This is a genomic window from Bacillus paramobilis, from assembly GCF_038096195.1.
Taxonomy (GTDB): Bacteria; Bacillota; Bacilli; order Bacillales; family Bacillaceae_G; genus Bacillus_A; species Bacillus_A mobilis.
The window spans coordinates 675,560-695,865 of sequence record NZ_CP151108.1 but is presented as its reverse complement, the minus strand read 5'-3'; the positions used below and the strand labels follow the sequence as shown (position 1 = coordinate 695,865).

30 protein-coding genes are annotated in these 20,306 nt (G+C 35.5%); 16 read left to right on the top strand and 14 right to left on the bottom strand.

What is annotated here, in order from left to right:
- Positions 1-49: 49 nt before the first annotated feature.
- The 3 genes from AABL52_RS03580 to AABL52_RS03570 are packed head-to-tail and all read left to right on the top strand — an operon-like array spanning position 50 to position 2,632.
- Positions 50-1,057: an ABC transporter substrate-binding protein gene (locus AABL52_RS03580; RefSeq protein ID WP_341518923.1), complete on the top strand. Its 1,008-nt coding sequence runs from the start codon at positions 50-52 to the stop codon at positions 1,055-1,057.
- Positions 1,058-1,068: 11 nt separating this feature from the next.
- Positions 1,069-1,833 (top strand): ABC transporter ATP-binding protein, encoded by a 765-nt coding sequence (locus AABL52_RS03575; RefSeq protein ID WP_000009054.1) that lies wholly within the window; start codon positions 1,069-1,071, stop codon positions 1,831-1,833.
- Positions 1,826-2,632, top strand: coding sequence for an ABC transporter permease (locus tag AABL52_RS03570; protein WP_341518922.1), 807 nt, complete (start codon positions 1,826-1,828; stop codon positions 2,630-2,632). The genes AABL52_RS03575 and AABL52_RS03570 overlap by 8 nt, the downstream gene beginning before the upstream one ends.
- Before the next feature lie 33 nt (positions 2,633-2,665).
- On the opposite strand, the gene AABL52_RS03565 is transcribed toward AABL52_RS03570, so the two are convergent.
- Both AABL52_RS03565 and AABL52_RS03560 read right to left on the bottom strand, forming a co-directional pair.
- Positions 2,666-2,893, bottom strand: a complete 228-nt coding sequence (locus tag AABL52_RS03565) for a hypothetical protein (protein WP_000849119.1) — start codon at positions 2,891-2,893, stop codon at positions 2,666-2,668.
- A 365-nt stretch (positions 2,894-3,258) separates the two neighbouring features.
- Positions 3,259-4,371 carry a recombinase family protein gene (locus AABL52_RS03560; RefSeq protein WP_144563497.1) on the bottom strand — a complete coding sequence of 371 codons (1,113 nt, stop codon included), beginning with the start codon at positions 4,369-4,371 and terminating at the stop codon, positions 3,259-3,261.
- Between the two features lie 93 nt (positions 4,372-4,464).
- Between AABL52_RS03560 and AABL52_RS03555 the strand changes: the two genes are divergently transcribed.
- Positions 4,465-5,136: an HAD family hydrolase gene (locus AABL52_RS03555; RefSeq protein WP_341518921.1), complete on the top strand. Its 672-nt coding sequence runs from the start codon at positions 4,465-4,467 to the stop codon at positions 5,134-5,136.
- Between the two features lie 100 nt (positions 5,137-5,236).
- On the opposite strand, the gene AABL52_RS03550 is transcribed toward AABL52_RS03555, so the two are convergent.
- The 3 genes from AABL52_RS03550 to AABL52_RS03540 all read right to left on the bottom strand — a co-directional run bounded on the left by AABL52_RS03550 (position 5,237) and on the right by AABL52_RS03540 (position 6,697).
- Positions 5,237-5,776 carry a DUF3267 domain-containing protein gene (locus tag AABL52_RS03550; RefSeq protein WP_341518920.1) on the bottom strand — a complete coding sequence of 180 codons (540 nt, stop codon included), beginning with the start codon at positions 5,774-5,776 and terminating at the stop codon, positions 5,237-5,239.
- 39 nt (positions 5,777-5,815) lie between these two features.
- Positions 5,816-6,295: an antimutator 8-oxo-(dGTP/GTP)ase gene (gene mutTA, locus AABL52_RS03545; RefSeq protein ID WP_000276386.1), complete on the bottom strand. Its 480-nt coding sequence runs from the start codon at positions 6,293-6,295 to the stop codon at positions 5,816-5,818.
- An 84-nt stretch (positions 6,296-6,379) separates the two neighbouring features.
- Positions 6,380-6,697, bottom strand: a complete 318-nt coding sequence (locus AABL52_RS03540) for a hypothetical protein (protein WP_000448410.1) — start codon at positions 6,695-6,697, stop codon at positions 6,380-6,382.
- Between the two features lie 83 nt (positions 6,698-6,780).
- Here AABL52_RS03540 and ytzI point away from each other — a divergent pair, with 83 nt between their 5' ends.
- Genes ytzI through AABL52_RS03515 form a run of 6 tightly spaced genes read left to right on the top strand, consistent with a single transcriptional unit; the run spans position 6,781 to position 8,126 of the window.
- Positions 6,781-6,930, top strand: coding sequence for a YtzI protein (gene ytzI, locus AABL52_RS03535; protein ID WP_341518919.1), 150 nt, complete (start codon positions 6,781-6,783; stop codon positions 6,928-6,930).
- Positions 6,923-7,108, top strand: a complete 186-nt coding sequence (locus AABL52_RS27110; protein WP_423250478.1) for a hypothetical protein — start codon at positions 6,923-6,925, stop codon at positions 7,106-7,108. Before ytzI ends, AABL52_RS27110 begins: the two co-directional genes overlap by 8 nt.
- A gap of 19 nt (positions 7,109-7,127) precedes the next feature.
- Positions 7,128-7,358, top strand: a complete 231-nt coding sequence (locus tag AABL52_RS03530) for a YczI family protein (protein ID WP_341518918.1) — start codon at positions 7,128-7,130, stop codon at positions 7,356-7,358.
- A gap of 28 nt (positions 7,359-7,386) precedes the next feature.
- The gene (locus tag AABL52_RS03525) at positions 7,387-7,620 is read left to right on the top strand and encodes a DUF3953 domain-containing protein (protein ID WP_080000300.1); all 234 of its coding nucleotides are present in this window, start codon (positions 7,387-7,389) and stop codon (positions 7,618-7,620) included.
- Positions 7,621-7,644: 24 nt separating this feature from the next.
- A complete protein-coding gene (locus AABL52_RS03520; RefSeq protein WP_341518917.1) occupies positions 7,645-7,884 on the top strand; it encodes a hypothetical protein in 240 nt (79 codons plus the stop codon).
- Between the two features lie 11 nt (positions 7,885-7,895).
- Complete coding sequence (locus AABL52_RS03515; protein WP_341518916.1) at positions 7,896-8,126, top strand: YczI family protein; 231 nt, start codon at positions 7,896-7,898, stop codon at positions 8,124-8,126.
- A 165-nt stretch (positions 8,127-8,291) separates the two neighbouring features.
- Here the strand turns inward: AABL52_RS03515 and luxS are convergent, their stop codons facing one another.
- Complete coding sequence (gene luxS / locus AABL52_RS03510; RefSeq protein WP_001141371.1) at positions 8,292-8,765, bottom strand: S-ribosylhomocysteine lyase LuxS; 474 nt, start codon at positions 8,763-8,765, stop codon at positions 8,292-8,294.
- A gap of 128 nt (positions 8,766-8,893) precedes the next feature.
- Here luxS and yidD point away from each other — a divergent pair, with 128 nt between their 5' ends.
- On the top strand, positions 8,894-9,130 hold the full coding sequence (gene yidD / locus AABL52_RS03505) for a membrane protein insertion efficiency factor YidD (protein WP_000809334.1): 237 nt from the start codon (positions 8,894-8,896) through the stop codon (positions 9,128-9,130).
- On the opposite strand, the gene AABL52_RS03500 is transcribed toward yidD, so the two are convergent.
- Entirely contained in the window at positions 9,127-9,690 is a 564-nt protein-coding gene (locus AABL52_RS03500) for a beta-class carbonic anhydrase (protein ID WP_000838167.1), read from the bottom strand. The two genes, yidD and AABL52_RS03500, sit on opposite strands and share 4 nt — an antisense overlap.
- Before the next feature lie 223 nt (positions 9,691-9,913).
- Here AABL52_RS03500 and cydA point away from each other — a divergent pair, with 223 nt between their 5' ends.
- Both cydA and cydB read left to right on the top strand, forming a co-directional pair.
- Complete coding sequence (gene cydA, locus AABL52_RS03495; protein ID WP_341518915.1) at positions 9,914-11,263, top strand: cytochrome ubiquinol oxidase subunit I; 1,350 nt, start codon at positions 9,914-9,916, stop codon at positions 11,261-11,263.
- On the top strand, positions 11,253-12,281 hold the full coding sequence (gene cydB / locus AABL52_RS03490) for a cytochrome d ubiquinol oxidase subunit II (protein ID WP_061677536.1): 1,029 nt from the start codon (positions 11,253-11,255) through the stop codon (positions 12,279-12,281). Before cydA ends, cydB begins: the two co-directional genes overlap by 11 nt.
- 163 nt (positions 12,282-12,444) lie before the next feature.
- On the opposite strand, the gene AABL52_RS03485 is transcribed toward cydB, so the two are convergent.
- Both AABL52_RS03485 and AABL52_RS03480 read right to left on the bottom strand, forming a co-directional pair.
- Positions 12,445-12,678, bottom strand: coding sequence for a spore germination protein (locus AABL52_RS03485; protein WP_002073379.1), 234 nt, complete (start codon positions 12,676-12,678; stop codon positions 12,445-12,447).
- Positions 12,679-12,760: 82 nt separating this feature from the next.
- Positions 12,761-13,591 (bottom strand): S-layer homology domain-containing protein, encoded by an 831-nt coding sequence (locus AABL52_RS03480; RefSeq protein WP_341518914.1) that lies wholly within the window; start codon positions 13,589-13,591, stop codon positions 12,761-12,763.
- A 709-nt stretch (positions 13,592-14,300) separates the two neighbouring features.
- On the opposite strand from AABL52_RS03480, the gene AABL52_RS03475 reads away from it, so the two are divergent.
- Entirely contained in the window at positions 14,301-15,335 is a 1,035-nt protein-coding gene (locus tag AABL52_RS03475; protein ID WP_000007813.1) for a YdcF family protein, read from the top strand.
- 188 nt (positions 15,336-15,523) lie between these two features.
- Positions 15,524-16,396 carry a YitT family protein gene (locus AABL52_RS03470; protein WP_327958173.1) on the top strand — a complete coding sequence of 291 codons (873 nt, stop codon included), beginning with the start codon at positions 15,524-15,526 and terminating at the stop codon, positions 16,394-16,396.
- A 95-nt stretch (positions 16,397-16,491) separates the two neighbouring features.
- Here AABL52_RS03470 and AABL52_RS03465 read toward each other — a convergent pair whose 3' ends face one another.
- The 5 genes from AABL52_RS03465 to AABL52_RS03445 all read right to left on the bottom strand — a co-directional run bounded on the left by AABL52_RS03465 (position 16,492) and on the right by AABL52_RS03445 (position 19,313).
- Complete coding sequence (locus AABL52_RS03465; RefSeq protein WP_000180106.1) at positions 16,492-16,710, bottom strand: hypothetical protein; 219 nt, start codon at positions 16,708-16,710, stop codon at positions 16,492-16,494.
- Positions 16,711-16,807: 97 nt separating this feature from the next.
- A complete protein-coding gene (locus AABL52_RS03460; RefSeq protein WP_341518913.1) occupies positions 16,808-17,623 on the bottom strand; it encodes a DUF4247 domain-containing protein in 816 nt (271 codons plus the stop codon).
- A 12-nt stretch (positions 17,624-17,635) separates the two neighbouring features.
- Complete coding sequence (locus AABL52_RS03455; protein WP_000051749.1) at positions 17,636-18,142, bottom strand: DUF4178 domain-containing protein; 507 nt, start codon at positions 18,140-18,142, stop codon at positions 17,636-17,638.
- 21 nt (positions 18,143-18,163) lie between these two features.
- Complete coding sequence (locus AABL52_RS03450; RefSeq protein WP_000220323.1) at positions 18,164-18,568, bottom strand: DUF350 domain-containing protein; 405 nt, start codon at positions 18,566-18,568, stop codon at positions 18,164-18,166.
- Between the two features lie 79 nt (positions 18,569-18,647).
- Entirely contained in the window at positions 18,648-19,313 is a 666-nt protein-coding gene (locus AABL52_RS03445; RefSeq protein ID WP_000110287.1) for a PspA/IM30 family protein, read from the bottom strand.
- 402 nt (positions 19,314-19,715) lie between these two features.
- On the opposite strand from AABL52_RS03445, the gene AABL52_RS03440 reads away from it, so the two are divergent.
- Positions 19,716-20,294 (top strand): lipoprotein BA_5634 family protein, encoded by a 579-nt coding sequence (locus AABL52_RS03440; protein WP_341518912.1) that lies wholly within the window; start codon positions 19,716-19,718, stop codon positions 20,292-20,294.
- Positions 20,295-20,306 lie beyond the last annotated feature (12 nt).

Here is a 20,306-nt window from a genome sequence, read left to right as displayed (position 1 = left end):
CTTACCTACATATCATGCTTGTAGAGTGACTTCTAGGAGGTGTCATATAGTGAAAAAATTTATAGCTGTTTTTTGCATCATGTTACTAGCTGTCTTCACATTCGCTGCTTGCAGTAGTAAAAAGGAAGGTACGAAAGAACAAACACAAAACATTCGCATCGGCGAAGTTACCCATTCTCTCTTCTACGCCCCGTTATATGTCGGGATTGAAAAAGGATTTTTTAAAGATGAAGGATTAAATATTGACCTCCAAACAACAGCTGGCGGAGATAAAACGATGACCGCCCTATTATCTGGCGGAATTGATATTGCTCTCGTCGGTTCCGAAACGTCTATTTACGTTCATCAACAAGGTGCAAAAGACCCTGTCATTAACTTCGCACAGCTTACACAAACAGACGGAACATTTTTAGTTTCGCGTAAAAAATTAGACTCTTTTAATTGGAATGACGTAAAAGGTGTTACGTTTTTAGGACAGCGTAAAGGCGGCATGCCGCAAATGGTTGGAGAATACGTTTTAAAGAAAAATGGCATTGATCCTCACAAAGATACAAACTTAATTCAAAACATCGAATTTGCTAACATTGCAAGTGCCTTTGCATCTGGTACTGGAGAATTTGTACAGCTCTTTGAACCGACTGCGAGTATATTCGAAAAAGAAGGTAAAGGATATATCGTCGCTTCGTTCGGAAATGAATCTGGAACTGTTCCATATACAACGTTCATGGCAAAAGAAAGCTTCTTAAAGAAAGATAAAGATGCTGCTGAAAAATTTACACGGGCGCTCTATAAAGCGCAACAATGGGTTGATACACATAGTTCAGAAGAGATTGCTGATGCTGTGTCTCCATTATTTAAAGACACTTCAAAAGACATTACAGTAAAAGTAATTGAACGTTATAAAAAGCAACATTCTTATGCGACAAATCCGCTATTAGATACTGAAGAATGGAAACAGCTCCAAACAATTATGAAAGAAGCTGGCGAATTACAAAAAGAAGTTCCACATGAAGCGCTCGTCAATACAAAAATTGCCGAAAGCGTTATTAAGAAATAGAGGCGAAGTGTATGAGTTTTTTACAAATACGTAACGTTTCTCACTGCTTTTTCGCAAAAGAGAATGCTAAATTGATTCTCGAAGACATGAGTTTACAAGTGGAAGAAGGCGAATTTATTTCTATACTCGGTCCAAGTGGTTGCGGCAAAACAACACTCCTCTCCATTATTGCCGGACTGCTTGATCCAATTGAAGGTATCGTCTTTTTAGATGGTGAGCCCATTACAACGAAAACCTCATCCATGGGATACATGTTGCAGCAAGATTACTTGTTCCCTTGGAAAACAATTGAAGAGAATATTATGCTTGGACTTCACACCCGAAAAATTTACAATGAACAGACGAAAGAACATACTTTACAACTTTTAAAACAAGTCGGTCTACATGATGTAGAAGAGCAATACCCTCGTGAACTGTCAGGCGGTATGCGTCAACGTGCCGCTCTCGTTCGAACGTTAGCGACCGATCCGAAAATTTTATTGTTAGATGAACCATTCTCGGCGCTCGATTATCAAACGAAGTTGAAACTAGAAAATCTCGTTTTCAGCTTACTACGCACATATAAGAAAACTTCACTACTCGTGACACATGATATTGAAGAAGCCATTGCGATGAGTGATCGTATTTATTTACTGCAAGCAAATCCCGGAAAAATTGCAAAAACATTTGTCGTCCCAGAAAGCATCCGTTCCTTATCACCGTTAGAATCACGCCACCACCATGACTTCCCAAACATCTTCCAAGATATATGGAAGGAGCTGGAGCGCCTTGGATAATATAAAGCAACTACATGAACAGTTTCGAAAAAAAGAACGCAGGCGCGCATGGTTAGCACGCTCACTGCAGCTTTTACTACTCATTCTTTTCTTTGCCCTATGGGAAATAGCTAGCAAAAAAGAGTGGATCGATCCTTTACTCTTTAGCTCTCCTTCAAGCATTTGGGATCTCTTCCTTAGTAAATGGCTTGATGGTTCGCTTTTGGTTCACATATGGACGACATTACTTGAAACAGGAGTAGGCTTCATTCTTGGAACAGTGCTCGGCGCTATTATCGCTACTTTTCTTTGGTGGATGCCACTTCTCGCCCGCGTACTCGATCCCTATCTCGTCGTCCTAAACGCCATGCCAAAAGTGGCACTTGGACCTATTATCATTGTAATCTTCGGCCCAAATATTTCTTCGTCGATTGCAATGGGAGTAATCATTTCCATCATCATTACCATTCTCGTTATTTACAGCGCATTTCAAGAAGTCGATTCCAACTATATAAAAGTGATGGACACATTTGGCGCAAATAAATGGCAATGTTATAAGCAAGTAGTTCTACCTGCATCCTTCCCAGCAATTATTTCCACGTTAAAGGTGAACGTTGGTTTATCATGGGTCGGTGTTATATTCGGTGAACTTCTCGTCTCTAAACAAGGTCTTGGCTACTTAATTAGCTACGGATTCCAAGTATTTAATTTCACGCTTGTCTTACTGAGCGTACTACTCACCTGTGTCCTCGCAACACTTATGTATGTGTTTGTTGAGGCATTTGAAAAACTTCTAATTGGAAAACGAAAAAGAAGCTGACTTAGAACGATAGACTATAGTCAGCTTCTTTCTTTACCTTTTATCACACATCTTTGTTTCATTTGTAACGTTGCCATTCGCAACCGTAACTGTATGGAAACAATCTTTCACACGTACTGTAACGACATTTTCTTTTCGATCTATTACATGATAATCATCATACTTTTTATTTAATGCACTACGAATTTGCTCTCCTTCAAAAATCGGAAAACCGTGAGACATTACCCAAATGAGACCAGCAACCGCAAGAATCGTTTTCATACGTTTCATTACCTCCTTGAGAGTAAACTTTTAGTCCCTACAATATGCGCATTATAATTGTGTCTAATTTGTGACATTTTTATACTAATTCTCTTTTAAAGCTTCAGTTCCTTCTTCTTTTTTAAAAAAGACAGAATTTTCAATTTTATCAACAAAAAAACGCAAAGAACTAAAATTCTTTACGTTTTCTTGGATAAAGTGAAACTTTAATCAGTGGGGGTTTTCTTCATCCCCCACTGATTATTAGCCCTCACCAATCGGACTTTTATGGGCAGTTGATCCCCCGCCTAACTTCTTTTCTTCCGCTGAATTTTGAGGTGGGGGTCTTACTGCCCATTAAAGCGGGATAAAATATATAACTCGTATTATTGTCCACTTTGTTGTTCTATCGTTTTCGAAACATCATATAATCCCGTCAACACTTCCGCTCTCATTTTTACAAGCTCAGGGAACTGATAGAAGAACGCAATTTTTTTATACTTTAACTCCGATCCTTCTTTCACCTTTTTGGAATCTTGCAAAATAAACGCTGTAAACGTATCTGCAATATCTTCCGCTACATTTGTCGTTCCATACTGTGATACAAACTCCTCATGCTTTTCCTTAAAAAATTCAATTTGAGTTTCTTCACTTTCTTCCACTTTCTTTTCTGTCCACTCTTGCTCAATATCCTTCCAGAAAGAGTTATAAAATTGATTAATATAAGATTTCTCCCTCGCACACCCCTCTTGTAAGAAAAGCGTTTCACAGTTACTTCTGTACGTTGAAATATCTTTATCTTCGTCAAAATCCTTCAAATACTTTTCATCTACTGGTATTTGCTTATATCCAAGTGTCAACACATGAGCCGTCTCATGAATTAATGTTTTCATCACTTCATCGATATTTACCGCAGAGTCAAGTGTATCTAAGCTTAGCGTCCAATCTTTCGGATTCTCCATACTAGGCATAACGTGGGCAACAACGCCATCATAACCGTCCGTTATTAAATCAAATTCTGTTATATTCCCGCGATATTTAGCCGGGATGAGAGTGCGGTACATATCCCATAAGTCTTCATGATAACCTCTATCTTGACGTTGTTGTAGCACCTCTTCTTTCGCTTCTTTATCTTCAGCGAATACTTTATTTAAACGTTTCCGTTCTATTTTTTCAAAATAAGGATCTACAATTTCATCACCATCAATATAATAAGAAGCTAAAAAGAAATAATTTTCATCCTCTTCTTTTTTCTGCTCTGCCTCTTTCATATCCGCACTTTCATGCTCTTCTATATCATAATCTTCTACCGCTTCAAGCTCAGATAATCCATCTATTTTTTCATATACTTTTTGAAGTTTATTATCTCCTATTTCCACACACTCTTCTTCAGTCTTACAAATTTCTTTTTCCTTCACGCTCTTCATAGAACTATCGCATCCTGATACTAAACCAATTGCAACGATAAATCCTACTAACTTTCTATACAGTTCCTTCATATAAACCTCCGTCGTTCCATTCTACAAAAATATCATAATCAATTTCTGACGAATATGCGATACTTAATTATACAAACTGTAAGGAGGTTTCCCATGATTCAAGCAGTCTTATTCGACTTAGATGGAACATTGTTAGATCGGCGCCAATCTCTAGAACAATTTATTCATGATCAATATAATCGCTTTGCCTCTCATTTAATGAACATAGAAAAATCAGAGTATTGTTCTCGATTTCTTAAGCTCGATAATAATGGCTATACGTGGAAAGATAAAGTATATGCTACTCTCCTTTGCGAATACAACATCACCACTTTAACACCAGAGCAACTGCTGCACGACTACATTACTAACTTTCAACATCATTGTATTCCTTTCCACAACATGCATGAATTACTTCAGTGTTTAACACAACAAAATATTAAAATTGGCATTATAACAAACGGCTTTACTGACTTTCAAATGAACAATCTTCGTGCACTAAACATACATACGTATACAAATACAATTCTCGTTTCAGAAGCGGAAGGGATTAAAAAACCACATCCTGAAATTTTCGAACGAGCTTTGCAAAAACTAGACGTTAAGGCCACAGAATGTCTTTACGTTGGAGATCATCCAGAAAACGATGTGCTTGGTTCTGAACGAGTAGGGATTCTTGGTGTGTGGAAGAGAGATTCATTTTGGGATGACTTTGAGCATCCACGTGTAGTGAACGATTTGTTGGAGGTGCTTTCGTTTTTAGAAATAGAAATGAAAACAAAGTAATAGTAAATAAATTACATCGGCGATTTTCACAATATATCGACTTACCGACAAAAAGTGACAATAACAAGAGGAGGTCGCTAATCTAGCGCCTCCCCTTCCTTTATGATTCATATACTGTAAACTGCGGTTTACTCGGATGATCTTTCACTTGCGCATCCTCTGGAAACTTTGATACTTTTTGATATAGGGCAATGTCACCGATACAACCTGCTGTTAGTAAAATCCCTAAAAATGAGATGGATTGCACGTTCGTAGCTAACCCAATTACAATTGGCAAAATTCCAGTTGGTAAAAACGGCAGCATTAACACTTTTTTCATTTGCTTTACTGTAATCGCCTGTTTAGAATGAGCATATGCAACACCTAACTTCCAATTACCCCCCCATTTCAGTTCACTCCACGGCACACCACCAATATAGTGAAACCCTATTAAATGTATCGCTTCATGAATACAAACGAGAACAATCATTGCTATAATAAAAAGAAACAGGGTTGGTAACGTAATTTCAATTTGAAACCCGCCTGAAAGAAGTGAATGTACAAAACTAACTCCAATCGCCAGAGCGAATGCTATACAACATGAATAGAAATTTAATTTAACCATCGAAACAGTAACAGTCGTTTCTTTTCCTTTATCCATCTTTCCCCTCCTAAAACGCAAAAAAAGAAACCGGCCACTTTACTTCGTAAAACAGCCGATTTCTTCTATATGTTTCATCGTGCGCGCCAATACATCGTCACGCATTATAAAGCTAAATTTTCTATCCGTTTTAATATTGTCAGGAATGTCTGTTAATAAAACAGATCCTTTCGTTTCTTCGTAATGCGTATGTTCTTCTACCGCACTAATTGTTGCAAAATAAATGTTTTTAATGATTATTTTGTCTTTTCCAGATACTTTATATTGTCCTAAGTAAGTTAAATCAGAAACTATGCCGCCAGTTTCTTCATGAACCTCTCGGACTGCCGCTTCTTCCGGTGTTTCCCCTAGTTCTACTTTACCACCTGGAAATTCAAGACCGCGACGTAAATGATGCGTTAATAACCATTGATCCCCGTACCGGCATACAACCCAAACATGCTTTGGCTCAGGAGAAAATGGATAACGTTCAAACGATAATTGTACAGTGTTGTGGTAATAATCTTTAAATTTGTACATGCCATTACTCCCCTATTGATGGTTACAAGTTTTTCCTACCACAAATTGTAGCATATTCTCGCTTTTCTGCATAATATTATCCAATTACAATCCATTGATTATTCCCATTTGTGCGACTAATTCTTTCGTCTCATGATTTCCTAAATCGTAAATCATTTTATATGCTTTTTGTAGTTGTTCATCATATCGGTCATTATTTGAATCGTGATGATACTCAACAAATGGAACGTGAGAACGTACAAATGAACCTAAATCCTCTACATATGCTTGATCGAAGTACTCTCTTAACTCCGTAATTTCCTCATCACTTGCGGAAATCTCAAAATTATACGTATCCGCCGTCTTCACTTGTGAAATTTGACCGTTTCCTATTGATATATAATATGTTTTTTTCGTCTCCATGTAACACCCTTCTTTCATCCTTTTAATTTCTATTGTTTTCATCAATTACAAAATTATGTAAAATAAAGAAAAGGAGGGATTACATGTTCAAAATATTAATTATCGGTATTATTATCGTCCTAATCATACTAGTGCTCTCCGTCATGACAATTAATAAAGGCTATGCATATAAACATTCTGTTGATAAGTCAGAAGATAATCCTTATACAAAAAACAGCAAGAAGAATTCATAATACGCTTCATATACTACTTAGTTTAGCCCACATCCTATCCAGTATTAATTTACTGACAGTTCAACATAACTTTCTACCACTTTCACAATTTCTATTAGGAGCTTTACTGTTTCTTATTACCATTAAACAAATAAAGAAAAAAGATTCATTTCAATCGTTCTCATCATTAGCTATATAAAATAACTGGAGGTATATATATGCTAAAAGGGTTACAGATTACTTTTGCACTTATCGCTTTATCTATCTCAATCTATGGATTTATTAGCGGTAACAGAGACATTATGCCTTATATGTTCTTTTTCTTAGGATTAATGGCCTTCACTATAGGGCTAGGAGAAATAAAACAAGACAGAAAATCTAGTGGTATACTCGCTTTCATGGCTGGCTCTGGTGCTTTATTTCTTAGCTTCTCAGAACTATTTCGGTAAATGATCTATTTAAAAGGTGGAGATTTGTATATTAAAAACATTACGAATTGTATCCGCTCTTATCATCATCGTTCTCGCTCTATCCGTAATATTTATAAATGCACTTGTTACATTGCCTTATATGCTCATCGCCTTATCTATTATGACCTTCATCATGAGTGCAGAAGAAAAACAGAAACAAAAGAAAGTACATAGTATACTCTCCTTCTTTTCTGGCGTATTCACTTTCATTGTTGCTATTATAATTTTTGTCTCTCGGTAATTATCTTTCTACTAGGAGGTTAAAATGCATATAAGAAAATTACAGCTAACCATCGTTTTTATTACTTTGATCTTATGTTTATACAGCACATTTACAATGAACTTTCACATCTTTTCACCTATCATTTTGTTCCTCTTTAGTTTATATGACATTTTAGTGGGAATTGAGACGATTCAAAAACAGCAAAAACAAATTGGAGCTATTAGCATCGGTTTAAGTCTTTTTACGATTGTTTTTGTTATTCCATTTATAATGTTCTTTTAAAGGAGGATTATATGTTTAAAAACGTTCGAATTATAATCGCTACTATCGCACTTATTCTCGCCCTATTTAGCTTCTTCGCAAACCTCTCAATACTTTTACCATACGTTCTTATCCTTTTGAGTATTATGTTTATCCTTTTTGGAATCGATGAAATAAAAAAGCGCCAAAAAGCAAAAGCATTTGTTTATTTTCTCGGTTCTTCCTTTGTTTTATATGTTGGGGTGTCTAGTATACTTTCATAAAAAAGAAGCCGTCCCACACATATTGTAGACGGCCTCTTCTTTTTATTTGGTTCATACTATTGTCAGTCTTTGTCGGTAAGTCGATATCCAGTGTCGAAACGTCGATATAATTTCATTTATCATCGTGCTACAAAAAAACTGCCCTGTTACAGGCAGTTTTTCTTTCTATCCAAATACTTTCTCAAGTTCATCTTTATCTTGGCTTAACCAGAAGTTCATTAAGCGTTGTGCTCCTTCTAAGTCGTGAAGCTTCGCTTGGCCACATTGTGTTTCATTTGCAGCTGGAATTTCTGTAATTTGAACCGCATCTTTTAATGTTAGTTCTAATAAATCAATGATTTCTCGAACCGTTGGTGTTCCGCTTACTACAAGATAATATCCTGTTTGGCAGCCCATTGGTGAAATATCGATAATATCAAAATGCGGATAACGATCAATATATTTACGTAAATTAAATGCTAATAAATGTTCTAACGTATGAATAACATCTGGTTTCATTGCTTGTTTATTCGGTTGGCAAAAACGAATATCGAATTTATTTACAATACCGTCACTACCTACATTGTGAACTCCGCAATGTCTTACATAAGGCGCCTTTACAATCGTATGATCTAATTCAAAGCTTTCTACTGATGGCATACAACATCTCTCCCGCTTTTAATTTAATTCCGTTATATCCAATATGATATAACGGAAATCAACATTAGTAAAGTATTATGTACAGTCGTGCTATAATACTTTAAGACTATGCAGAAAAGGAGACCATTATGAAACAGATTTTTATTGGCATTATACGCTTTTACCAAAAATTCATTTCTCCAATGACACCACCAACGTGCCGCTTTTACCCAACTTGCTCTCATTATGGATTAGAAGCGTTTCAAAAACATGGTGCCCTGAAAGGGTTTTGGCTTACATGTAAGCGTATATTAAAATGTCACCCTTTCCACCCGGGAGGATTTGATCCTGTCCCAGATAAAAAGGATGACAAAGTAAATTCTTAATTGTCGTAGCCATTCACAACTAAATCTAATTTTCCTGTATCAGGATCTATAACAAGCCCGTGAACAGGTACTTCTTCAGGAAGTAATGGATGGTTGCGAAGTATTGATACGCTATGTTCTACACTTTCTTCTACACTAGAGAACCCTTGTAGGAATCTTTCTAAATCGATTCCAGAATAACGAAGTGTATCTAATTTCTCTTCTGTGATACCGCGCTCTTTCATCTTCTCGATTGTACTGCTTGCTTGAATTTTTGCCATACCACAATCATGGTGGCCAACTACACATACTTCATCAGCACCAAGCTCGTATACAGCAACTAAAATACTACGCATAATACTTCCGAACGGATGGGAAATAACAGCGCCTGCTACTTTAATAATTTTCACATCACCGTTACGCATATTCATTGCTTTCGGTAATAGTTCAACAAGACGAGTATCCATACAAGAAATGATTACCATTTTTTTATTTGGAAATTTTCCTGTTTCGTATTCTTCGTATTTTTTTTCTTCAACGAATTTTTCATTGTATTGTAAAATCTCTTCTAATGACTTCATAGTAAAGAACCCTCTTTTCTCTCATTTACATTACTTATATAGTGTACCAAAATATGAAAAACACAAAAAGTATATTGTAATATTATAAAATCAATATATTTTCAGATAACCGCCATAATTCTTTCAAAATATACACACAGCTTTGTAACAAGTCACACATAATGTACCACTATTTTCCCTATAAACTAACTGTAGATAATGTAAAAAGGAGTGAATATTTATTATGTCCGACGTTCTGTTACTGAGTCGTTTTCAATTTGCAATTACTATTTTTTATCACTTTTTATTTGTACCTTTGACAATCGGACTTGTTATTTTAGTGGCATGTATGGAAACTCAATACGCCCGCACATTGAATCCAACATACCGCAAAATGGCAAATTTCTGGGGTAAATTATTTACAATTAACTTCGTCATGGGGATTATAACCGGGATTACGATGGAGTTCCAATTTGGAACAAACTGGTCTGAGTACTCCAAATATATGGGAGATATTTTCGGATCACCTCTCGCAATCGAAGCACTCGTTGCCTTCTTCTTAGAATCTACTTTCATGGGAATATGGTTATTCGGTAAAGACAAAATCTCACCAAAGTTCCGTGCCTTCTGTATGTGGATGGTTGCACTTGGAACAAATATTTCCGCACTTTGGATTATTACAGCAAACGGCTTTATGCAAAATCCGGTTGGCTATGTCGTACGTAACGGCCGCGCTGAATTAAATGATTTCTGGGCACTTGTTACAAATCCATATGCTTGGAACATGTTCTTCCATACTGTAATTGGTTGTTATATCGTTGGTGCTTTCTTCGTTATGGCAATTAGTGCCTATCATTTATTACGTAAAAATGAAGTGGAATTCTTCAAAAAATCATTTAAATTTGGTTTACTGTTAGGATTATTCGCTGCAACTGTTACACCGTTTATGGGTCATCAGTCTGGTGTATCAGCAGCTAAATATCAACCAGCAAAAGGAGCTGCGATGGAAGCAGTTTGGGAAACTGGAAAAGGACAAGGCTTCTCGATTGTTCAAATTCCTGATGTGAAAAACGAAAAGAATTTTGAATTCCTTACGATTCCGAAACTAGGAAGTTTCTTCTACACAAACTCATTTGATGGAGAAATTGTTGGTTTAAAAGATATTCCAAAAGAGGATCGTCCAAACGTTAACCTCGTGTACTATAGCTTCCGCTTAATGGTTGCACTTGGTATGTTCTTTATGGCATTAACTTGGTATGGCTTCTATTTAAACCGAAAAGGAAAACTAGAAAACTCAAAACGTTATTTAAAACTTACAATGTGGTCTGTTTTACTACCATATATCGCAATTAACGCTGGTTGGATTGTTGCTGAAGTAGGTCGTCAACCATGGACAGTATATAAACTAATGCGTACAGCAGAATCTGTATCACCTATATCTGTCCCACAAATTTGGTTCTCATTAATTAGTTTAATCTTATTCTACACTTTACTTTTAATCGCAGACGTATACTTAATGCTGAAGTTAGCGAAAAAAGGACCAGCAGCACTAGAAGAACCTGCTACTGAAGGAGGTACAGCTCATGTCTCATGATATGCTCGCAATCATCTGGTTCGGTTTATGGGGCGTAATTTGGACAGTTTACTTCATTCTTGATGGATATGCACTTGGTAACGGAATGATTTTTCCTTTCGTTGCGAAAGACCGACAAGAACGAAATCAATTACAAGAAGCAATTGGTCCGTTCTGGGGGGGGAATGAAGTATGGTTAATTACAGCTGGTGGTGCAACATTTGCTGCCTTCCCAATCACGTATGCAAATATGTTTAGTTACCTATATACACCACTATTTTTAGTATTGCTCGCACTGTTTGCTCGTGCTGCCGGGCTTGAATTTATGCATAAAGATGATTCACCAATTTGGCAAAAAACTTGCAAATGGGCATTTACAATTGGTAGTTTCCTAATCGCCTTCTTATTCGGAGTTACGTTCGCTAACCTTTATTACGGACTACAAATCGGAAAAAATGGTTATGAAGGAAATTTACTTAGCTTACTAAATCATTACGGTATTTTAGGTGGCCTGTTCTTCACTGCTATATTCGTCGTATCCGGTGCCCTTTGGGTTATGATCAAAACGACTGGTGAAGTATCTGACCGTGCTTATAAAATCGCAAGACCATTTTCAATGGCAGCTGCTATCATTTTAGCTATCTTCTATGTAGCAACTGCAAATCGTACAAACTTATTCCAAAACTTCACAGAGTATCCGGTACTATTCATTCTTCCGGTACTTGCTATGTTAATGAGTGTACTCGCACTTATTATGGTGTACAAACATAAAATCGGTCTCGCATTTACATTCGTATGCTTAACAATCGCAATGTTTATGACAACTGGCTTTGCAGGTATGTTCCCAAGAATGTTACCGTCACGTATTAACGACGCATACAGCACAACGTTATATAACGCAGCTGGTAGTCAATTAAACTTAAAAATTATGTTCTTCGTTGCAATGGTTATGGTACCAATTGTTATTGGATATCAACTTTGGAGCTACAGTATCTTTAAAAATAAAATTCATAAAGACTCTGCTAAAGGGTATCACTAAAATAAAAAAGACACTTCGTTTGAAGTGTCTTTTTTACGTATGATTTTCGATAAGATGTTATATTTCTAATCTAACAACTATAATACAGAAGAATCATTAACAGCTCACAGCTAGATTGTAGCACAGGGCAAGTTCATCATTTTATGCAATTTTGCATATCTCTCTATAAAGTAAACTGTATTCCCTGATCGTTCACATCGCTATCCCTTACATCTGATGTACTAATACCACTAAATGTTTGTACGTTTTTTCCAGTATTCGATGAACCCGATCCATTATAAGCTTTCGTTTTTTCAATTGGCTGCACGTTATATTTATCACCTAAGTTAATTGTTCCGTTACAATTTTCAATAATAACACCTTCCACAACTGACGGCATTTTGTCACCTACTTTCATTTCGTTACTTTTATTTTATGAGAACCGCCTAAAAAAATAGCTTGTTTCCATAAGAAAAAGCACTCAAACTGAGTGCTTTTTCTTATTTACCTTTTTTCTTTTTTTCACAAGCAATTCCATCGCCATCACGATCTAAATGCTTACCATAATATGGACTATCTCTTGTAATATCGTAATATCCAGCATCGTTTGCTTCTTTACAATTAGCAAAACGTTTCGGATCTGGTTTTACTTCAGGTTTTACTTCAGGTTTTACTTCTGGCTTCACTTCTGGTTGTGGTTGTTTTGCTCCTGGTCTTTCTTCAAGTGGTAACGTTGCATTATATAAGAACTGAACGTATTGCTCACGACTTACATGCATTCTAGGTGCAAATGTACCATCACCAGTTCCAGCTGTAATATAATTTGATTTAATTGCAGTAATCGCAGGATTCGCCCATCCATTTCTATCTACATCCGGAAAATTATGATCGCCTCTTATTTGCAATTGGAATCCCCTTGTCAAAATTTGTGCCATTTCTTCACGAGTTAACGCATCTTTCGGTCTAAATTTTCCTGTGTTATCTCCAACGAATACACCCATCTCTGTTAAAGCAAGAATCTCTTTTTTAAACATAGTTGAACGATCCGTAACATCTTTATACGGATTGTTATACTGTTCTTTTACTGTTGGTTTTAAATGACGGAACATAAGAGCTGCAACTTGCTCACGTGTTACATCATCACCAAATCCAAAAAGCCCATTTCCGTATCCAGCAACAACGTTTTTATTTGCTAAATCCATAATCGCTTTATAAGACCAATGATTGTTTGGAACATCTTTAAAATCTACACTTGCCTGCGCTGTTCCAATTGAAGTAAATGCTGTAGTTGCAACAATTGCACCCGTTAAAATTAATTTTTTAAATCCCATATTTAAGTCTCCTTCTCTTTCCCATAATAACCATTTAACAATATAACAAATTATTTCAATATAATTTGTCGCATTATGTCGAACACAAAAAAGAATCCAGAAGGATTCTTTTTTGCTAAGCATGAATGGCAAATTTGGAGACAGTTGACTTCTTCAAAAATTTATTAGGGGTAATATTTTGAAAAAGAAAGCCTTTCATATGTAGGTTAACACCACTGGAATATATAGTAAATTGATAATGTTTATACGGAAGATTGCTAATGTTTAGTATAGATACTTTCCACTATATTAACAGTGAAAAGTATCTACATGAAACAACAAAAAGGTGCCTTCAAAGAGGACACCTTTCATAAACAGACGCTATAAAACAGAATTATTTATTGTTATACGATTGTTAGATACAAAAAGTAGAGGGAAATGTTTGTAAGAAATTCTGCTTTATATAGTCTACCTACCACTTATATTTTAATCCTCTTCACTTGAAAATAAATATAATATGCATAATTACATGAAAAAAAGAAAAGACACTCCATAGAGTGCCTTTTCAACCATTTTACTTTTAATATATCGCCTTACATACATTTTAACATATGTATTCATATATTTTATTGAGAAAATTCAAAATCCTTTTTCTTTCATTTTCAATTATAAAATCATGTAATATAAAAGATATGTCAAATTCTTATACAAATTGAGGTGTACTATATTTATGTCTTTTGGAATCATTCCTCTTATATTGTTTATTATTTTTCTTATCTCTTACTTAAAAGACCCACGAAAAATAATAAATGGCTTTTTATTTAATGCCTTTTTCTGTTCATTTCTATTATTTTGCGCTATAGCCTCATATGAGTCTGGTAGTAACTCTTTGCATTTTATCGTTATTATTCCCATGTTAGCGCTAATTGTAATGATACCTTTTGCTATAGTCGCTTTAATGTTTGGACTATTTCTTAATGCAAAAATTTTAATGCAACGTGAAGGAAGACGCTTCACAAACTCTTTAACTTTAATTGCTGCTTTAGGGATTTTATTGTCTATACTATTCATCATCATAAGTCCAGCGAGTTTATTCTCAGAGCATTTTCAATTTATTTTTGCTGCTATATCTCTTATAACTATGTATTTCTTTGTGCATTTATCTAACTTCTTAAGCGCGTATTTTTTATATCAATTCAACAGACCAAGGCGTAATCAAGATTTCATCATCGTTCTTGGTAGTGGCTTAATTAATGATAAAGTACCGCCTTTACTTGCAAGTCGTATTCATAAAGCAATCGACTTTTACTGGAAACAAGCCGCTGTAAATACACCACCAACAATCATTTTCTCTGGCGGACAAGGTCCGGATGAAGGCCTTCCTGAAGCAGAAGCAATGCAAAAATATGCTGTTGAAAAAGGAATTCCGATTGAACATACAGTGCAAGAAAATCGCTCTGTAAACACATATCAAAATATGTCGTTCTCTAAAGAAATTATGGATTCTTTAAAACCTGAAGGTAAGTATAGAAGTATTTTTACAACAAACAACTTCCATCTTTTCCGCGCTGGTATATATGCAAGACAAGCTGGACTTAATAGCCAAGGAATTGGATCAAAAACAGCATTTTATTACTGGCCTAACGCAATGATTCGCGAATATGTCGCAATTGTCGTTATGGGACGTAAGCGCCATATGAAAGTGTGCGGGACTATTTTAGGTTTCGCTTTATTCCTAACAGTAATTAGTTTTATTGTTTCTTAACATTCTCCCATCCTTTCATAAGGATGGGATTTCTTATACTTATTTCAAAAATATTTTAAAGATAATATGGTGATAATATTCCCTGCATACATCCATTAAAGGAGAATTTTTTCAAATAAAATGTTAAAATTAAATTTAGGTGTGAATTACGTAACAAATAAGAAACTAGTTTGAAACGAGGAAATTACATGGAGAAAATTATCAAAAACAAGCCCAATAAGCTAAAAATCACTTCAAAAGCTTTGATGATTATTATTGGGGCATTTATTACAGCATACGGATTAGAAGCGGTATTAATTCCAAATAACGTATCAGACGGTGGTGTGACTGGTTTAAGTATCGTTAGTTCAAGATTATTTGGATTGCCATTAGGAGCTCTAATCGCAGTTATTAACATTCCTTTCGTTTGGTTAGGATATAAACAAATAGGTAAAAGCTTTGCAATTTATTCTATTATCGGGATTGCTTCATTAGCAATAGGTACCGTTGTTATGCACGGAATACCTACTATTATTGAAGGCGATACACTACTCGTTACAGTTGTTGGTGGTATTATTATCGGTTTCGGTATGGGACTAGCATTACGTAACGGCGGCGCATTAGATGGAATCGATATGCTAGCTGTATTACTTTCTCGTAAGTTACCTTTTGGAACAAGTGACCTTATTTTATTCTTAAACATGTTCGTATTTATTTTCGTATCAACAGTATTCGGTCTTCAAGGAGCTATCCTTTCGGCAATTGCTTACTTTATCGCTTCTAAAGTGATTCATATCGTTGAAGTTGGTTTAAGTGGTTCGAAAACATTTAAAATCATTACGAAAGAACCTGAATTAATGGTAGAAACAATTCGCGATCGTTTAGGCCGAAGTGCAACATACAATGAAGTTTATGGTGGTTATTCAAGAGAGAAATTCAAAGAAATTTCTTGTGTAATTAACCGTTTAGAAGAAAGTAAAATGAAAGACTTGATTAATGAAATCGATCCAAATGCCTTTATTACAGTTTATGACGTAGCAGAAGTAAAAGGCGGTAACTTTAAGAAACGTGATATTCATTAATCATTATGAATAAAGAGGGTGTGCCAACAATTTGGCACACCCTCTTCTTATTATTAAGTTGCGGTCGATATATTCTAATAATCGCTGATATAATTTTACTCTCCCCATCTTCTTCCTCTCTTAATCCATGCTACATATTTTTGAAAGGCAGGCACTTCATGTTGAAAGCGCAGCGGAACATATAGAAAAAGAGTACATGTACATAGTATCCATAGAATACCTACTACAAAGTGAAATTTCATCGTTGTGCTAATAAACAGGCTTACAAATAATACGAGGAACATAATTACACTAAATCTTTTATACATAGTCATACTAATCCCTCCTTATACATTAATTGTACTAGCTACAAGGAATTAATTTCCATAATAAAAAGACCGAAAAGCAAATTCCACTTTTCGGTCTCTATAACTACCTTCTCTTCGTAATCTTTCCTGTACCACCAACCCTCGTTTTTGGGGGAGATGTATTCCTTGGCGGCGTTTTAATAGATGATTTCGGCTTCACATCTGATCCGCTCGAGCCACCTGGTGTTTTTGTAATTTTTCCTTTGCTTCCAGTAGAAGGCGGAGGCGTACTACTTCCTTTTTTCGTAATACTTCCTGTATCTCCTACGGAAGGTTTCGAATCTACATTATCGCCTCGCTTAATGATAGATCCTTTCCCTTCCTTCGTAATTGGAGGCGGGGTTTTCTTTTCTTCTTTCGTAGGCGGTCTCTCTGGAATAACCGGTTTATGATTTTGTCTGTCATTATATCCGCGATAATCACCGTATGATGATTTTCGTGAACCGAATATATCGTTTAAAATACTTCCCATAATATATCCTTGCAGGAAAGATGGTTGGTAATTTTGACGGACAAATTCTTTATTACTTATTTCAATTAACGTATCAGAAGGTTTCTCTTTATCCTTTTGCAGGTTATAAATCTTATCAGAATAAACGAGGAACATTTGATTTTCGTCTTCTTTAGATGCTTGCTTCGGTTCTCTTTCATTAATGAGTTCCTTTGCGACTTCAGGAACTGACCGATTGGCGGCCCTATACACGTAAGATTCTTGTTTACCTTCTTTTGCGACAGATTCTAGTGGATAACGGTCTTGAATCGACTTTGTCTGTCCGCCTTGACAACCTGATAAGGCATATCCAGCAACAACAAGTAATAGAACGATAGCAAGTATAGGGATTACGAACGATTTAATCATGGTAAACAATCGGTTTGACATGATTACGCCCCCTTACGTTGCTCTTATAATTTGTACATCAGCAGGAATAATTGCTTCTCCCTCATACATCATTGTGCGACCATTTTGCCATTCAATACGTAATAATTTTCGGTTATCTGATTGGAATTCCCATACGTGCTGTTCTTCTGAAGCAGAGAATGGTGTTTTTCCCATCACAACAACACGTCCGTTATATTGCTCTTCCATATGGTATTCTGTATCATCCATTTCAATTGTTGTCGGAATTTCATCAATCGAATCTAAACGACCATCAATTGGTGTATATAATTTGTAATACGTATTTTCACGGTCTTCAATTTTTAAATAACGAATATCTTTCCCGTCTTGCAGTGTTAAAACAATTTCTTTACGAGAATGCATACTCGTTTTCCCAGTTAATTCGTACATGACTAATGAAACTTCAATCATATCGCCAGGAGCTAACGTTAACAAACTTTTCTCTGGTTTCGGCGGCTCTGGGCTCTTCATTATATTTTTAATTCGTTTAAATAAACTCATGATTTACCCCTCCTTCTCTCTTTATAAACAAGCACCTAAAATAAGTGCACCAACGATATGTAATGATCCGGCCAACATCGCATGTGCAACACTGCCTTCTTTCGTACCTTCTTCTAAATCTAAACCGGACATTTTCTTTAACACAAATTCGATAAACATTTCTACCACTAATAAAATAACGAAAGAAACTGCTGATGCAAGTAGTGCTTGCCATAAGTCGTTTGCTTTCGTTATGGATTGAGATAAAATGTACCCTTGCGCGAATAATTTCATAACGAAACGAGTTGTTACAGCTGTATTCCCATTCTTTATTTCTTTTAAATCATTGTATTTAGTAAAAATTGAATCAACCCACATAATTGCAAATAAAAGTACTGCACTTGCTCCAGTCCATACAAGCATGGCTAACACATTTGTCCATGTCATTGCAAAACCTCCTCTAAAAAGTAATAGAAAACCGACATGAATTCTCTTCAGACATGTCGGTTTCTTTGTCTATTCTATATTATTTCTCATACTGCTTCATAATACGAGCTAATTCATCGTCAACAGCAGAATTTTTATTTAAGCTTGCGAATTCATCATCTAATGACTTTTCTTTTTTATAAACTTCGCCACTTGCTTCTGCTTCAGCCTCTAATTGAAGAGCTTTCTCTTCCATACGGCTTAAGCCAGCTTTTGCTGAGTTTGAATCAAATCCAGACATCGCCTGATTAATATTCTTTTGTGCTTTCGCCGCATTTACACGTGCTACAAGTGTTTCACGTTTATTTTTCAGCTCTGTTAATTGCTTACGCATTTCTTCTAGCTTCAGGCGAAGATTATCAGCAGCAGCTTTATTTTGCTCATAGCTTGCTTTATATTCATTCATCTTTTGCTCTGCATTTTGTTTTTCTTCAAGAGCACGACGTGCAAGGTCAAGATTGCTTGCTTGAACAGCCATATGAGCTTGCTCTTCACGTTTTTTCACAAGTGCTTCTTGCTCTTCAAATAATATTTTGAATTTCTTCTCAAGTGCAATTTGAGCCGCTACACTTTTCTCAGCTTCTTGTACATCCGCTTGCATATCGCGTAAATATTGATCCGTCATCTTAACTGGATCTTCCGCTTTTTCAATTAATGAATATACATTCGACATTGTTAAATCTCGTAATCGTTTAAATACAGACATTCTAATTCCTCCTATGACTTACCTCATATTTCAAATTCACTACTTGGAAAACTGAAAAATCTCCCTTAACAGTAAAGAATATTCATTTTTACAGCCTATGTGTTTATTATAACAAAACTAATATGTCCTTACATGTTATTTCCAAAATACAGCCAATATAATATGACATTCTTGATACAATATTGTATTTCTAATATATCCTCATTATTTCTCTTTAAAATTAACTTACTTTTGTGCACTTTCACTAAATTACATAAGTGTAATGTTACTGTAAGCTAACTCGATAGTTACGTTGCAATATTTCTTATACACTAATACCAGAAGCAACGAACAAGCTTCTCATCATTTCGGAACTAATACAAAAATGTATTGACTATAAAACATATAAAAGGAGAAATCATCATGAAAAAATTAGTAGGAATCGGATTAGCGGCAGCAATTTCACTTGGAGCATTATCAGGTTGTTCTTTATTAGGAGAGAAAGCAAACGGACTAGTATTATACGGATCAGAAGAACAAGTTCAAAAAATTACAGATCAAAATAAGAAAGAAGTAAAAGAAAAAGACTTCTATAAAATGAAAATGACAACATTAGAGGGTAAAAAAGTACTTGTAATGGATAAGAAAACTGGTGATAAACTTGTTAAGAAAGAACTACTAAAAAAAGTCGGTAACAATGATGATACAAAGGCAATCGATAAATTACCAGCTGTAACAGCAGAAGAAGGCGTGCTATTTGCAAAAGAAAAGGTAGAAAATGCTACGCTTGATGGAGCAAAATTAAAATATGAAGGCAACACAATCATCGGTGATGGCCGTTCTTATGCAGATATGTTTGCTATCGTTGATGATGCAACATATGTAAATGTAAAAGGTGAAGAAAAATCTGTAGGTATTTTGAAATTTGATAAAGACCCAAGCAAAGAGCTACCTGGAGCAAATGGAGTAGAAGCTTCTCAACTTGTAAAAATTAAAAAGTAAAACAAAAAAAGC

Excerpts from the sequence above, each read along its gene's own strand:
- AABL52_RS03575 (WP_000009054.1), top strand. The coding sequence starts at position 1,069 with ATGAGTTTTTTACAAATACGTAACGTTTCTCACTGCTTTTTCGCAAAA.
- AABL52_RS03565 (WP_000849119.1), bottom strand. The coding sequence starts at position 2,893 with ATGAAAACGATTCTTGCGGTTGCTGGTCTCATTTGGGTAATGTCTCAC.
- AABL52_RS03560 (WP_144563497.1), bottom strand. The coding sequence starts at position 4,371 with ATGAAGGAACTGTATAGAAAGTTAGTAGGATTTATCGTTGCAATTGGT.
- AABL52_RS03555 (WP_341518921.1), top strand. The coding sequence starts at position 4,465 with ATGATTCAAGCAGTCTTATTCGACTTAGATGGAACATTGTTAGATCGG.
- AABL52_RS03550 (WP_341518920.1), bottom strand. The coding sequence starts at position 5,776 with ATGGATAAAGGAAAAGAAACGACTGTTACTGTTTCGATGGTTAAATTA.
- mutTA (WP_000276386.1), bottom strand. The coding sequence starts at position 6,295 with ATGTACAAATTTAAAGATTATTACCACAACACTGTACAATTATCGTTT.
- AABL52_RS03540 (WP_000448410.1), bottom strand. The coding sequence starts at position 6,697 with ATGGAGACGAAAAAAACATATTATATATCAATAGGAAACGGTCAAATT.
- ytzI (WP_341518919.1), top strand. The coding sequence starts at position 6,781 with ATGTTCAAAATATTAATTATCGGTATTATTATCGTCCTAATCATACTA.
- AABL52_RS03530 (WP_341518918.1), top strand. The coding sequence starts at position 7,128 with ATGCTAAAAGGGTTACAGATTACTTTTGCACTTATCGCTTTATCTATC.
- AABL52_RS03520 (WP_341518917.1), top strand. The coding sequence starts at position 7,645 with ATGCATATAAGAAAATTACAGCTAACCATCGTTTTTATTACTTTGATC.
- AABL52_RS03515 (WP_341518916.1), top strand. The coding sequence starts at position 7,896 with ATGTTTAAAAACGTTCGAATTATAATCGCTACTATCGCACTTATTCTC.
- luxS (WP_001141371.1), bottom strand. The coding sequence starts at position 8,765 with ATGCCATCAGTAGAAAGCTTTGAATTAGATCATACGATTGTAAAGGCG.
- yidD (WP_000809334.1), top strand. The coding sequence starts at position 8,894 with ATGAAACAGATTTTTATTGGCATTATACGCTTTTACCAAAAATTCATT.
- AABL52_RS03500 (WP_000838167.1), bottom strand. The coding sequence starts at position 9,690 with ATGAAGTCATTAGAAGAGATTTTACAATACAATGAAAAATTCGTTGAA.
- cydA (WP_341518915.1), top strand. The coding sequence starts at position 9,914 with ATGTCCGACGTTCTGTTACTGAGTCGTTTTCAATTTGCAATTACTATT.
- cydB (WP_061677536.1), top strand. The coding sequence starts at position 11,253 with ATGTCTCATGATATGCTCGCAATCATCTGGTTCGGTTTATGGGGCGTA.
- AABL52_RS03485 (WP_002073379.1), bottom strand. The coding sequence starts at position 12,678 with ATGAAAGTAGGTGACAAAATGCCGTCAGTTGTGGAAGGTGTTATTATT.
- AABL52_RS03480 (WP_341518914.1), bottom strand. The coding sequence starts at position 13,591 with ATGGGATTTAAAAAATTAATTTTAACGGGTGCAATTGTTGCAACTACA.
- AABL52_RS03475 (WP_000007813.1), top strand. The coding sequence starts at position 14,301 with ATGTCTTTTGGAATCATTCCTCTTATATTGTTTATTATTTTTCTTATC.
- AABL52_RS03470 (WP_327958173.1), top strand. The coding sequence starts at position 15,524 with ATGGAGAAAATTATCAAAAACAAGCCCAATAAGCTAAAAATCACTTCA.
- AABL52_RS03465 (WP_000180106.1), bottom strand. The coding sequence starts at position 16,710 with ATGACTATGTATAAAAGATTTAGTGTAATTATGTTCCTCGTATTATTT.
- AABL52_RS03460 (WP_341518913.1), bottom strand. The coding sequence starts at position 17,623 with ATGTCAAACCGATTGTTTACCATGATTAAATCGTTCGTAATCCCTATA.
- AABL52_RS03455 (WP_000051749.1), bottom strand. The coding sequence starts at position 18,142 with ATGAGTTTATTTAAACGAATTAAAAATATAATGAAGAGCCCAGAGCCG.
- AABL52_RS03450 (WP_000220323.1), bottom strand. The coding sequence starts at position 18,568 with ATGACATGGACAAATGTGTTAGCCATGCTTGTATGGACTGGAGCAAGT.
- AABL52_RS03445 (WP_000110287.1), bottom strand. The coding sequence starts at position 19,313 with ATGTCTGTATTTAAACGATTACGAGATTTAACAATGTCGAATGTATAT.
- AABL52_RS03440 (WP_341518912.1), top strand. The coding sequence starts at position 19,716 with ATGAAAAAATTAGTAGGAATCGGATTAGCGGCAGCAATTTCACTTGGA.